Consider the following 12,859-nt stretch of genomic DNA (forward strand, 5'->3'; position numbering starts at 1 on the left):
AACCTGGTGCCGCTCGCGCAGGCCGGCATGAAGATCCAGCTGACTCTATCCGGGACTGGGCGCAGCCAGGTCACGCTGTTCGATCAAGGCCAGGTCCAGATTTTGCAGGCGGCGGTTGCGGGCCTCAGCCCAAAGATGCCCTATGTCCTTGGATTATCCTCCCACGCTGACGGCAGCGGCGTGATCCAGCCTCTGGCGAAGTTCATGACCAATCCGGCGGGCGGCGCGATAGTAAACACGCTCGGACCGCTCCGCCAGATCGTCAGCGACGCGAAAGGCGACATGCGCCGTTACCTCGTCATTGCTCCGGGCGACCCGATGATGCCGGGCGCTGTCGTTCAGGTGCAAAAATGAGGATTCCGGTGAAACCTGCGCCCCGCTGTCCGTGTCCGGTATATTCGGCATGACGCTGGGCTAGGTCGACACGACGTCTCGAGAGTGTCGGAAAGCACTTGTTTGTCGCACAATGGTGATTACGACTGGGTTTTCTACATATCGGGCCGCTGAATGCCGACAATGGGAAGGAAAGCGGACTGGCTGCTTTAGAGAGGGCAGGTGCGCTCCACTACCTGGTGCACTTCCATTTCGTCGCAGCAGGATGCCTTTACGCCTAGCTCATTACAGGCCCCGATCCGGCGCCGCATCGGCCTTCCGTGCCTGCCCGCCTGATAGTGCTGGGGGTCGCCGTCGTGATCCACTCGATCATGTCGCAGCTGCTCTACGCCGGGCTGTTCGTCGCCATATCCGTGCCGGTTGAACAGTTTCGCCGCGGTGCGGAGCTGATGTCAGTACATGGCGCCCAACTCGCCGGAATGGGTCTGCGATGCGGCATGTTCTGGGTCAAAATCGAAGCCCGGCTTAAGCGAGACCGGTAGGACGAAGCGTTTGCTGCGTGCCGGCTGGTCAGCTTTCTCCAAACAACTCACGTTGCGCCTTGTCCAATTCCTCTGCGTAGCGGCGTCGCGCATAGCTCTCGGAGAGGATGCCGAGAACTGCCCCGTCGCTTCCAACTACCGCCAGTTCGTCCGCACCTTCGGTATCGAACGTAGTCATGACGCTTCTGATGTCTGAATCCGGCGTAAGGGCGAGACCCGTGTGGATCGCCAGCGACCCGATCGGTGCCTTCTGATCGACCTCTTCGGCAAATGCACTGGCAGTCTGTACGATACCGCCATAATTTTCGTGGTCATCGACTAGTAGGACCCGACTTGTGGAACCAAGCGGAAACGCCCGACGAAACTCGGCGATCGTCGTGTTGCACGGCGTAGCCCTTTCGACACGTCGCATCATCTTGCCCGCTGTAAGCGTTCTGACCCAGCCGACATCGCGGGCGCTTTTGATGGTTTCGCCCCGGAGATGCAGGCGCCACGTAGAAAAGGAATAGCCGAACAGCTCGCGGACGATGGTGGACGAGACCAGCGATGCTGCAATGGCCGCGCCGGCAAGGGAGAAGTCGTGGGTCGCCTCAAGGACTAGCATCGCCATCGTCATCGGCCCGCCAACTACGGCGACCGCTAATGCGGCCATCCCCACCAGGGCCGCATTGTGCGGGTCGATCACAGGCGATCCGACAATCCATTCGAGTGAACCAGCAAACAGGTGACCCAGCAGGCTGCCCAAGAACAAGGATGCGAAGAACAGGCCACCGCGGAAGCCAAAGCCAAGTGAGATGATGGAGGCCGCGCACTTGACGACGAAGATGGCGGCGAGGAAGCGCAGCGATACCTCGGCTTCAAGATTGAGGTGGAGGGCGCCGTGACCAGCAGAGAGAATTTGCGGCGTGAGCATCGCCAGAGGGATGAGCAGAAGACCGCCCAATATCGGCCGGCAAATCGAGGGTATCGGCAGTTTGCGTGTAGCTGCTTCCATCTCCGCAACAGCCCGCATCAGCAGTATACCAGCGCCAGCGGCACAGGCCCCAAGACCGGCGTAGAGAAGGTAGTGGAACGTCTCGATCTGTTCGCCTGCATTAGCCGCAACCAGATACGGTTGAGCACCAAACGCCTGCGCCACAAGGACACTCGCCAGGCACGCCGCAGCGACAGGTGCCAGCGCTGATATCGTATAGGCCCCGATTACGATCTCAAAGGCATAGAAGGCCCCAGCTAATGGAGCCCCGAATGCACCTGCGATGGCGGCGCCCGTTCCGGCGCCGACCAAGATGCGCAGATCGGACCTGCGTAACGCAAACCAGTTGCCGCTGAGCGAGGCGACGAGCCCTCCCAACTGCGCATACGCCGCCTCAAGCCCCACAGACGCACCGAAGCCGTTGGAAAGGATCGTTTGCCCGGAGATAACGAGGCTGTCGGACCATGACATGCGACCACCATGAAGGGCGTTCGCCTCTACAGCGTCGACCATCCGGCGCCGGCGAGCATGAGTAACCCAAGAGAAGAGTGCGAGGACGGCTCCACCAGCCGGCAGGGCAAGTAGAGCAAGGTAAGGGATCGTCGTGGCCGCACTCAGCCTTTCATCCGGCGACAAGGCATAAAGCAGATGCTGCATCGCCTGTGCGAGCGTACCCTGGACGACACTGAGCAATCCGGCTGCACTGCCGATCATGATGGCCAGCACGATGAGTGCAGCTTCGCTGGATCGAAAAGCTTTACGGAGCCACGATGGCGCCACCCGACCAGATCCAGGTGGACTAGCTGCGCTATCGATCAGTGGCGCTGAAGCCATGTCAGTCGGCGTCCTGCATCAAGGTTGCAAACAGGGCTGCGGCGAGAACGGCGCTCGAAAGCCACATCACAATCGACAGCGTCCAAGACGTCGCCAGTCCAGCTGCCGTGATTGTTGCAAGCAGTAGGACGATGAGAACGGGCATGGCTGCCCGCGAGTGGAAAAAACGCATGAAGCCGCCTACGCCTGCTACATCCGCGGTGCCACAACCTTCCGAGCCGCCCGGTACGCTTCCTCGCCACGGACGCCATTCAGTATCTTCGAACGCCTGCGGCTTGGCCATGCTGCCCATCAACAGTACCCGGCGATCAGTGCAGTGGCCAAGTCCACATCACTAGAGGCGTACCAACCAAGACCACCAGAACCGATAGTGGTGCGCCCAGCCGGGCGTAATCGCTGAAGCGGTAGCCCCCAGGACCAAAAACCAAGGTGTTACACTGATGCCCAATCGGCGTCAGGAAATCGCATCCTGCCCCGATAGCGGTCCCGATGAGGAAGGCTTCGGGGCGATATCCGAGGTCATGCGCGAACACCGCCGCGATTGGCGCCATCACCAAGACCGTCGCGGCATTGTTGAGAAACGGCGTCACAGCCATCGCCGCTACGAGGATCAGGGCGACCGCGCCCCATGGCGGCAAGGAGGCCGCCAGATGGGCAAGCGAGGTCGCGAGTACATCCGACGCGCCGGTGGTGCGCAGGGTTTCACTGACCGGAATGAGCGCGCCCAGCATGATGAGAATTGGCCATTCGACGCCATCATAGGCATCTCGCAGCGGTAGCGCTCCGGTCGCCATCATTAGACCGGCAGCGGCGAAGAAGGCGACGGCCACAGGCACATAGCCGGTCGCGGTTACGGTCATCGCCACCGCGAGGATGATAAGTGGTAGGAAGCGACGCTTCGAACTTCCCAGACGCAGGGCACGCTCTGCCAGCGGCAGCGTACCGAGGTCACGCATGCGTTCCGGCAAGAGTGTGAGGGGTCCTTGAAGAACAATGACATCGCCGGCGCGCAAGACGGTCTCGCTGAGCTGCTTGGTCAGCCGTTTGCCGGCGCGCGATACCGCGATGAGATTGACGCCATAGCGTTGCTGAAGCCGCAGTCGTCCAGCGGACTGGCGGACCAACACGGAGCCGGTGGTGATGACCGCCTCAATGACGCCAACCTCATCATCTTCGCTGCCTTCCGGTAGGTCACGATGCTGTCCGGCAAGTGCTAGGTGGTCACCCGCAATGACACGCTCAAGCGTATCCGGGTCACCGCCCAAGATCAGCGTGTCGCCGGCAGCCAGAAGGAACTCGGCCGTAATGCTCGTGCGCACATCGTCACGGACAACATTGGCGATCGTCACCTCATTATCATGACGGTCGATGAAGGACTCAACCGTTTCGCCGACAGCGGGCGATCCGTCTTGGATGGTCGCCTCAGTGACATAGTCCGTGATGTTTAGAGCTTCGCCCATGGTCGGCGCTGCGCGGCGTTCCCTGGGCAGGAGGCGGTAGCCGAAACGCAGGAAAATGAGGCCGACCACAAGCAGGCCCAGCCCCGTTGGCAGATAATCGAACATGCCGAACGGCTCACCGGTCATCTGCTCTCGTACTCTGCTGACAATAATATTCGGCGACGTACCAACGAGGGTCATCAACCCGCCAAGGAGCGAAGCGAACGACATCGGCATCAGGAACACCGAGGGGCTAGTGTCCGATTTCTTCGCCGTCTGCACGGCTGCCGGCATCAGCATAGCCAAGGCACCGACGTTCTTTACGAGCCCGGACGATACCCCGACTGCCGTAGTCAGCACCACGAGTTGCGACCGGACGCGTGTCACGCGCCGCGCCAGTATCCCGAGCGCGCTCTCGATTAGGCCGGAACGCTGCATTGCCGATGAGATCACCAGCGCCGATCCAACGATGATAACGATGTCATCGGAAAAGCCAGTAAATGCCGCTTTGGGCTTCACCAATCCCAGCGACAGCCCGGCAAGCAGGGCGATGATGGCCGTGACATCATAGCGAAATCGGCCCCAAAGAAAGAGGCCCATCATGCCAATCAGCAGGCCAATCGACATAAGTTGCGGCGTGGTCATGCAAGCAGAATCCGTAAAATGGCGATAGTCACGCCGGTTATTGCAGCCAAATCCCGACGAGTGCCGCCAAGACGGCAATCGCTAGGAAGCCGTTCACAGAGATCAGCAACCAAGCCGGCAGTCGCTGAGTGTCGGGCCGCGGTGGGGCGATAGGAATCATTTCACGCCAGACCGCTGCAACGAAGCAGAAGCCGCTGAACAGGATCAGGACGGTTGCGGTCGCACCGGCAAGCCAGCCGGGCACGATGTTCTCAAGCAATGCGCGGGCGCCAATTCCTGCGGCTAGAGCGGCAAGCCCGGTACGGACCCAGGCTGCGTAGGTGCGCTCCGCTGCCATGACTGTTCGATCGGCAGCAAGCTCCGTGCGCCGATCGGCGCTATCTGCTTGCTGCTTGGCGCTATGCTCCAACCGGTCCGCACCGTGAACGAATGGGCCGTTGAAATCACGGGTCAATGACAGTCGTTCGTTGGCCATGGATGATCAACGATACCCACACGCTTTCAGCACATCGAATGTTAAAAAGGATCATGCCGAATAAGTTATCGAGGTTAGCAGATCCCCCGCCTTCACAGGTGTCAAAACCGGCTGGTTGCGGCACGAAACCTTTCTCGAAAACGATCCAGACCGTGCGAAAACTCCAACCCCGAATGTAGCGTACTAATATAGCTGCGTGTCGGTTGCCAGGTGATTGGCTATCTTGCGTCGCAGCCATATCTGGCGACGTTATGTTTCGAGCATCACGTCTGTATCGGGGGCGGCGGTGAGTTTTCGCACGGTCTGGATCGAATTTCGGGAATGTCCGGGTTGGGCAGGAAAGCGGAACGGCGGCTTTCGGGAAGGTGCTGGCGATGGCCGACATTCTGTGGCGCTGCCTCCTTTTACAGGAGTATCTATCGTTACATTCACACGCTCGGCGGTCTGCTACGATCGAACTCCATTTTGAAGATTCCGTCAGACCTCAAAACATAGGTGCAATGATGCCAATCTTCCTGACTCTCTTTAAGCATGTCACGCCTTAGGGCGGATAGAGCATCATTGACGGATCGGTTCATGGTTCTCTCACCTTCCACCCCCTCAACAAGCTTACCGTTGCACACGACATCGTAGCGCCTCTGTATCCAGTCGTCATGAACTTCTGCCACGATCCATACTTCGGATACAGAAGTCGCTAGCATTGGAGCAATTGCGAGGGCGATGCTCTCCAGCTGACGGCTACTTTCCATTTCTGCATTTACCTCCGATGCCAGATTATATCAGCGTAATCGCTTTTGCGATCCATTTTACCGCGCTTGCCCATTGGCCGTAACTAGACAGCTTTACCAATCCCGAGCGCCCCGATTGCAACTCATGTCTGGAAAGTTCCCCATAATCCCACTGAACGAATGACTACTACCGGGACTCCGAATTACTAACCCGAGCGTCCGGGTGTGGGCGTGAACGGCCCTGCCGTTTTTAAGCGCCGACTAGCCCCGCCAGTGTCGGAAAACACATGATAGCCGACACCCCTGACCTGGGCCTTCGCCGAACCACACGCGCCTCGGCCCATAACGATCGACAAACCCTGTCGCTTTGATAAAGTGTGCGACAACATGCTTTTGATGGTTTGTCGTACATGCTCGTCGGATATATGCGGGTATCGTCGGCTGACGATCGCCAAACGGTCGATCTCCAGCGGGACGCGCTAGTCGCAGCCGGCGTCGATCATCGGAATCTCTATACCGACAAGGCATCCGGCGCGCGCGACGATCGACCGGGCCTGAAAGCCTGCCTCGACTATCTGAACGCGGGCGACACGCTGATCGTGTGGAAGCTCGACCGGCTCGGGCGCTCGCTGCCGCACCTGCTGACGATCGTCACCGACCTGAAGGCGCGCGGCATCGCGTTCCGGTCGCTGACCGAGCAGATGGATACGACCACGCCGCACGGCGAGTTGCTGTTCTCGCTGTTCGGCGCATTGGCGCAATATGAGCGTGCGCTGACTCGCGAACGGGTGATGGCGGGACTGGCCGCTGCCAAACGCCGGGGACGCCAGGGCGGTCGCCCGCCGATAATCGACGCCGAAACGCTCGAGCGGATCACCGCCGCGCTGGATGGTGGGGCGAGCAAGGCGTCCGTCTGCCGGACCTTCAAGGTGCCGCGCTCGACCCTGCTCGGAACGCTGTCGCGGATCGGCTGGACCGCACCGGCCAAAGTCTGATTCGATGCCGCGTCGCGCCGTCCAGTCGGATGAGCAACGCGCGGCGTTGCTTGCGCTTCCCGACGACGAAACCCTGCTCGTCCAGCACTGGACATTGAGCCAGGACGATCTGGCTGTCATCGTGCGCCGGAGACGGCCGCATAACCGGCTCGGTTTCGCGATCCAGCTTTGCGCGCTGCGCTATCCCGGCCGCCTGCTTCGCCCCGGGGAACTGATTCCCGATACCCCGCTCGCATTCGTTGCCGAGCAATTGCAGGTCGAACCCGATGTGCTGGCCGACTACGCGACGCGCGGCCCGACCCGGTACGAACAGCTCGATGCGCTGCGCGACGCGTTCGGTTTCACGCCGCTCAGTCGGCCGCTGCGAACAACATTGCAGGAATGGCTCCTGCCGATCGCGCTAACGACCACCAGCGGGCCCCGGCTCGCGCGGGTGCTGCTGGATGAGTGCCGGCGACGGCGCATCATTGTGCCGGGCATCAGTTCCGTCGAGCGGATGGTCGCCCAGGCGTTGCTCGATGCCGAACGCCATGTTGCCGAGCATCTCACCCGAGGACTGGACGCCGGGCAACGCCAACTGCTCGACGCCCTTCTTTTGCCTCATGCCGGCACGAACCAGAGCGATCTGGCCTGGGTGCGGCAACCACCCGGCAAGCCGGGCCGCAAGACGTTTGCCGCCATCATCGAGCGATTGACACTGCTTCGAGCGATCGGGATCGATCCCGATATCGCCGCAGGCGTACATCCCGAACGCCTGCGACGCCTGTGCCAGGAGGGTGCGCGGCTGACCGCGCAGCACGTTCGGACGCTGCAAGCGACACGGCGTCGCGCCACATTGGTGGCGACCATACTTGAAACCATAGTGACGCTCACCGACGATGCGGTGCTGATGTTCGATCGCCTGCTGGGCCAGATGTTCCGGCGCGAGCAGAACAGCGCGGACACGGCGCTCAAGCGTGACCGACGTACCATCAACGGCAAAATCCGGTTGCTCGCCCGGCTCGGCGATGCCCTGCTTGCCGCCAGGGTGTCGGGCGGCGACATCGCCGCTGCGGTCGAGGCCGCGATCGGATGGGACGATCTCGGCCGTGAGGTCGATGAAGCCCGCAAGCTGATCCGCCCCGATGCCGTCGATCCCGTCACGATCGCCGCGACCCACTACCCCGTTCTCCGACAGGTCGGCCCCTCATTCATCGCGTCGTTCACGTTCGGGGCGGTGCCGGCCTGCCATGCGCTCGCGCGAGCGGTTGCGATCATGCGCGACCTTCATCTCGGCCGCCTACGAAAGATACCGACCGACGCGCCGGTCGGCTTCATCCGGCAGGCTTGGCGTCGGGGGATCGGCTCCGACATTCCGGATCGCAGGATCTATGAACTGTGCGTGCTGGTCGAGCTTCGCGACCGGCTTCGCGCTGGCGACATGTGGGTCGAGGGAAGCCGGCGATATCGTGCCGTCGAGCAGCAACTCATTTCCGGACGCGTATTCGCCACCATGCGCGCGGCTGGCCCATTGCCAATCCCGGCACCGGATACGGCCGGTGTCTGGCTGGCCGAACGACGCACCCGCCTTGCCCGTCGATTGGCCGAGGTCGAGCGAAAGGCGGAAACGGACGCGCTGGAAGACGTGCAACTCAGTCTCGGAAGGCTGCGGATTTCGCCGTTGAAGGCGGTCACGCCCGAGGAAGCCGATACCGCGCTTGCGCCACTCTATGCCCATCTACCCACGATCCGCATCACCGACCTCCTTGCCGAAGTCGATCGATGGACTGGGTTCAGCCAGTGCTTCACGCATCTGCAAAATGGGCTTGTCGCCGATGAACCACGCGCGATCCTGACAGCGGTACTCGCCGATGCCACCAACCTGGGCCACACGCGCATGGCGGAAGCCTGCAATTTTGTGACCCAGCGCCAGCTCGGCTGGCTCGCCTCATGGCATCTGCGCGAGGAGACCTACGGCCGCGCTCTCGCCCGGCTGGTCGATGCCCAGCACACCGCACCGCTCGCCGCCCTGTTCGGGTCCGGCACCTCATCCAGCTCGGACGGTCAGAACTTCCCGCTCGACCGACGCGCCCAGGCAACCGGCGCGGTCAATCCGCACAAGGGGACGGAGCCGGCCATCTCCTTCTACAGTCATATCTCGGATCGCTACGCGCCGTTCCATTCCACCGTTATCTCGGCGTCCGCGAGCGAGGCGGCGCAAGTGCTCGACGGGCTGCTCCACCACGGCGCCGATCTGCACATCGAAGAGCATCACGTCGATGGCGGGGGCGTCTCCGACCATGTGTTCGCGCTATGCCATCTGCTCGGATTCCGGTTCGCGCCGCGCATCCCAAACATCGCCGCACGCCGCTTGCACTTGTTCGACGGCATCGAACCCGGCCCCGATATCGCGCCGCTGGTTGCGGGCAGGATAGACGAAGGTCTGATCGCCGCGCACTGGGACGACGTGTTGCGATTGGGAACCTCGATCCGCACCGGCGTCGTCAGCGCATCGATCATGCTCGAACGGCTCGGCGCCTACCCGCGCGCCAACGGCTTGGCACTGGCATTGCGCGAGATCGGTCGCGTCGAACGCACGCTGTTCACGCTCGACTGGATCGAACAGCCCGAACAGCGTCGCCGCGCCACCCGCGAACTCAATAAGGGAGAAGCAGAAAATGCACTGAAACGCGCCATTTTCTTCCACCGCATCGGCCGTATCCGCGATCACGCGCTGCAAGCCCAGAGCCATCGTGCGAGCGCGCTTAATCTCGTCGCCGGTGCCATAGTCCTGTGGAACACGACCTACTTGCAAGCCGCCCGGATGCATCTCGCCAACCTTGGCCGACCGGTCCCGCCGGACTTGCTCCAACACCTATCGCCGCTCGGCTGGCAGCACATCAACCTCACCGGGGATTACCTCTGGACCGATCCCGATGCGCCGTCCACCGCGCTCAGGCCGCTCCGCCTCATGCGCGCCGTCGAAGGTCTGGCAAAACCTTAGCGTATATCTGGGTCCGTTCTATGTACCGACCCCGGTGAAGACGCTGGCACAGCGGTTCAACATCTCGGACGTTGGCCTGCGCAAGGCGTGCCAGCGGGCTCACATTCCCCTCCCGCCGGCAGGCTATTGGGCCAAGGTCGCAGCGGGCAAGAGGGTCACACAACCCTCGCTACCAGCCCGACCGCCGGGCATGCGCGACACGGTGGCGCCAGGTGCAGGCCGTTATGACAGCTACTCTTATCGGCAATGGAGCGACACCGTACTGCTGGGACCCCTGCCCGCGCGTCCGACATTCACGCCTGACCTCGACGCTGTCCGAGCAGCGTGCCTGAAGCAAATCGATAAGGTCGCTATCCAACATGATCTCACGCGCGCCCATCACGCCATCGCCAAGCTTCTCGCGACCGACGAACAGCGGCGCATCGCGCAGCTAGGTAGGGGTTATGTGTCGTCTTGGGATGCTCCGCGTTTTACCTCCCTCTTCGAGCAGCGGCGACTGCGTGTTCTCAGTGCCCTCATGATTGCGCTCGCCCGGGCAGGCGCCAGCGTCAGGCTGACCGGCAAGAATGCACGCAGCATCTACGTCACCGTTCACGATACCGCCTTCTGCCTCAGGCTCGATGATGAAGCCGGTGTTTCGAAAGAGGCCAATGAATATGAGCCCCCCAAGACTGCGGCGGGATCGGCACTTTTCCTTGCCATTCCATCAAACCATGGCGGTGCTTCATCAATCCAATGGGGCGACGACAAGATCGGCAAACTGGAAACGAAACTGCGGGATGCCGTCGCAGAGATCCTGGTACATGCCGAGGCCAGCTATCGGTCGACGTGCGAACACCGGCATCAATGGCGCATTGAACGGCGCGCAGACCGCCTCAAGGAAATTCATCTGGCGCGACTGAAGGCTGAGCAAACCGAGCGCGATCGTATAGAACGCTTGAAACAGGAACGCGTCACGCGTCTGTTGGACGAGGCTGCAGCGTTTCAGAAGGCAGAAACCATCCGCGCCTATGTCGCTAGCGCCCGTGACCGGGTGAGCGCTCACGCCAGCGATGAAGTTGCGACATGGGCACAGTGGGCACTCGACGTAGCAGCCAGTATCGATCCCGTGGGGAACGGCACGTTCCTTCTCGGCTTCGCGCGGGACAGCTAGTGACCTAGCGAATTATCAAACCCGGCCATTCCCAAAACTCGATCCAAATCGAGACGCTTGCGGGCACCTAGCATACGGTTCGGACCATCTTATAGCCCGCGTCGCACCATCAAAGCCCTGGTCTACATATTAACGTGTTCACACGTGGGTATGTTCACGTGTGCTCGTGCTCGCCAGCGAAAGCTCTAGTGAAACCGTGGGTTCCGATGCCCTGATGCGAGCAGCGACCTGATCGCCTTCTCGTAGAAGCTCTAACACTTGCCGTTGGATTTCATCGAGCCTGGCTTGGTCATCACTCTTGGCTCGGGGTGGGTCTGTGACGCTGTAAGCCGCCAGAAAGGTGGTTATCCGCTGCCGCCTTTCCTTTAGGATCGCCGCTGGCAAGTCGAGCCCCGTCAAGTGGACTTCCCACGTTTTGTTTCCTTTGCGGGAATTGCATGGTTTGCAGCAAGGGAGCAGATTCCCAATCCGGTGGCCATGCCCACTAAATCGGCTGTTTTGAACCGTCGCGAACACGTGGTCCCACGTCTCAGCCGGCTGACCACAGTAGGCGCATGTCAGATCATCGTTCGGATCAATACCCAGCAGCAAGAGGGCGTCGCGGACCCTCCCCTCGTCATAAGTATCCGAAGGCGCGACAGCGGATGCGAACGCGTGATTGATCGTGGTACGCCGTCTTGCCAGCATGATGTACGGGCGCAAATGGGTAGCGATGCTTTTTAGCTTCATTGCCTAATTGCGCTCGTTATCGCTCGCCGAATGGATGTTTTCCATACTGCCGCATTAGAAGGTCGATCGCTTCTCCAAGCAACGCTTGCAACGTCGTTCCGTTCTCGGCGGCTAGGATGTTGAGGCCCCGGCTCACCTCTGGACTGAAATAGGCGCTTACCGCCTTCTTTCCTTGCCGTGCTGCCGCTCTCGATGCCGTCGCACCTTCACTCACCGGTACAGCCGGGTTCGACTCCGGAGCCTTCGCGCGCTCCGCTCGCTGCTGCTTCATCGCACCGAACTTGCTCATGTCAGCCCCGCTTTTTCTTAGGTTTTTTGCGTGTGGACAGGTTCGCATGTTCACGTGCCCACACCCAAAGTGCTGCGACTTCCTCGGCCGCTTTGCCCTGCGGCTCAACCTCGGTCGCCGTTTTCCCCTGAGCGGTGCTGTGGTGGTAGATCGCGCGCTGGGTCAGCATGACAGGTGCTACCGGAACACCCATGCCTGCCACGCCATCGCTACCTTCGATCAGTTCTCGTGCATCCCGATATGTCGTGGGGGCTCGTTGTGGGCCTCCCATAAACAGTACGAACGCCGGCTTGCCTGCGGCCTTCACTAGCTCGGCGGTCGTCTCCACGGCTGACAGGTCGAATGCCTGAGGGCGACACGGAATAAGGATGAGGTCCGCAATCTTGCAAGCCTCGCGCGCCATAATATCAGCATGGGGCGGCGTATCGATGACGATGAGGTCGGCACCTAAGTCGGCCGCCTGCTGCACCTTGCGCGGCAAAAGGGTAGGAGAGGCGCAATCCACAACCTCCGGGTCATTACCGCCCCGCCAGTGATTCCACTGGCTTGCCGTTGCCTGAGGATCAGCATCGAGAATCAACGTAGACAAGCCAGCGGCCGTAGCTGCACCTGCAATATGAATGGCCAGCGTGGTCTTACCCGCGCCCCCCTTCTGGCTGATTATAGATATGGTTCGCATGTCGCCACCTGAACGTGTCCGCGTGTGAACACGCGTGATAGCGCGCATGTTCACATATTAGC

General features: G+C 61.2%; 10 protein-coding genes and 1 pseudogene. 5 read left to right on the top strand and 6 right to left on the bottom strand.

The genetic code is table 11. The annotated features are described in order from the left end of the window. A pseudogene (locus C8J40_RS18510) lies at nucleotides 1-354 on the top strand (hypothetical protein); the annotation flags it as partial. A 299-nt stretch (nucleotides 355-653) separates the two neighbouring features. Next, nucleotides 654-875: a hypothetical protein gene (locus C8J40_RS18515; protein ID WP_056019259.1), complete on the top strand. Its 222-nt coding sequence runs from the start codon at nucleotides 654-656 to the stop codon at nucleotides 873-875. 28 nt (nucleotides 876-903) lie between these two features. Here C8J40_RS18515 and C8J40_RS18520 read toward each other — a convergent pair whose 3' ends face one another. The 4 genes from C8J40_RS18520 to C8J40_RS18535 form a co-directional block, all read right to left on the bottom strand. Continuing rightward, nucleotides 904-2,562 (bottom strand): chloride channel protein, encoded by a 1,659-nt coding sequence (locus C8J40_RS18520; RefSeq protein WP_243693493.1) that lies wholly within the window; start codon nucleotides 2,560-2,562, stop codon nucleotides 904-906. Nucleotides 2,563-2,683: 121 nt separating this feature from the next. Next, nucleotides 2,684-2,965 carry a hypothetical protein gene (locus tag C8J40_RS18525; RefSeq protein WP_132833781.1) on the bottom strand — a complete coding sequence of 94 codons (282 nt, stop codon included), beginning with the start codon at nucleotides 2,963-2,965 and terminating at the stop codon, nucleotides 2,684-2,686. A 25-nt stretch (nucleotides 2,966-2,990) separates the two neighbouring features. Then, a complete protein-coding gene (locus C8J40_RS18530; RefSeq protein ID WP_056019265.1) occupies nucleotides 2,991-4,766 on the bottom strand; it encodes an SLC13 family permease in 1,776 nt (591 codons plus the stop codon). Nucleotides 4,767-4,803: 37 nt separating this feature from the next. After that, nucleotides 4,804-5,241 (bottom strand): DUF202 domain-containing protein, encoded by a 438-nt coding sequence (locus tag C8J40_RS18535; RefSeq protein WP_056019268.1) that lies wholly within the window; start codon nucleotides 5,239-5,241, stop codon nucleotides 4,804-4,806. 1,138 nt (nucleotides 5,242-6,379) lie between these two features. On the opposite strand from C8J40_RS18535, the gene C8J40_RS18540 reads away from it, so the two are divergent. Genes C8J40_RS18540 through C8J40_RS18550 form a run of 3 tightly spaced genes read left to right on the top strand, consistent with a single transcriptional unit; the run spans nucleotide 6,380 to nucleotide 11,100 of the window. Next, entirely contained in the window at nucleotides 6,380-6,964 is a 585-nt protein-coding gene (locus C8J40_RS18540) for a recombinase family protein (RefSeq protein WP_132898277.1), read from the top strand. A gap of 4 nt (nucleotides 6,965-6,968) precedes the next feature. Then, nucleotides 6,969-9,947 carry a Tn3 family transposase gene (locus C8J40_RS18545; RefSeq protein ID WP_132898278.1) on the top strand — a complete coding sequence of 993 codons (2,979 nt, stop codon included), beginning with the start codon at nucleotides 6,969-6,971 and terminating at the stop codon, nucleotides 9,945-9,947. Nucleotides 9,948-9,981: 34 nt separating this feature from the next. Beyond that, the gene (locus C8J40_RS18550; RefSeq protein WP_132898279.1) at nucleotides 9,982-11,100 is read left to right on the top strand and encodes a hypothetical protein; all 1,119 of its coding nucleotides are present in this window, start codon (nucleotides 9,982-9,984) and stop codon (nucleotides 11,098-11,100) included. Between the two features lie 745 nt (nucleotides 11,101-11,845). Here C8J40_RS18550 and C8J40_RS18555 read toward each other — a convergent pair. Both C8J40_RS18555 and parA read right to left on the bottom strand, forming a co-directional pair. Then, nucleotides 11,846-12,118 (bottom strand): ribbon-helix-helix domain-containing protein, encoded by a 273-nt coding sequence (locus C8J40_RS18555; RefSeq protein ID WP_132898280.1) that lies wholly within the window; start codon nucleotides 12,116-12,118, stop codon nucleotides 11,846-11,848. 1 nt (nucleotide 12,119) lies between these two features. Next, a complete protein-coding gene (gene parA / locus C8J40_RS18560; RefSeq protein WP_132898281.1) occupies nucleotides 12,120-12,797 on the bottom strand; it encodes a ParA family partition ATPase in 678 nt (225 codons plus the stop codon). Nucleotides 12,798-12,859 lie beyond the last annotated feature (62 nt).

Origin of the sequence: Sphingomonas sp. PP-CC-3A-396, from assembly GCF_004343105.1 — a bacterium.
Taxonomy (GTDB): domain Bacteria; phylum Pseudomonadota; class Alphaproteobacteria; order Sphingomonadales; family Sphingomonadaceae; genus Sphingomonas.

Bases quoted from the DNA above. Each gene is read 5' to 3' on its own strand.
- C8J40_RS18520 (WP_243693493.1), bottom strand. From the start codon at position 2,562: ATGATCGGCAGTGCAGCCGGATTGCTCAGTGTCGTCCAGGGTACGCTC.
- C8J40_RS18525 (WP_132833781.1), bottom strand. From the start codon at position 2,965: ATGGCCAAGCCGCAGGCGTTCGAAGATACTGAATGGCGTCCGTGGCGA.
- C8J40_RS18530 (WP_056019265.1), bottom strand. From the start codon at position 4,766: ATGACCACGCCGCAACTTATGTCGATTGGCCTGCTGATTGGCATGATG.
- C8J40_RS18535 (WP_056019268.1), bottom strand. From the start codon at position 5,241: ATGGCCAACGAACGACTGTCATTGACCCGTGATTTCAACGGCCCATTC.
- C8J40_RS18540 (WP_132898277.1), top strand. From the start codon at position 6,380: ATGCTCGTCGGATATATGCGGGTATCGTCGGCTGACGATCGCCAAACG.
- C8J40_RS18545 (WP_132898278.1), top strand. From the start codon at position 6,969: ATGCCGCGTCGCGCCGTCCAGTCGGATGAGCAACGCGCGGCGTTGCTT.
- C8J40_RS18555 (WP_132898280.1), bottom strand. From the start codon at position 12,118: ATGAGCAAGTTCGGTGCGATGAAGCAGCAGCGAGCGGAGCGCGCGAAG.
- parA (WP_132898281.1), bottom strand. From the start codon at position 12,797: ATGCGAACCATATCTATAATCAGCCAGAAGGGGGGCGCGGGTAAGACC.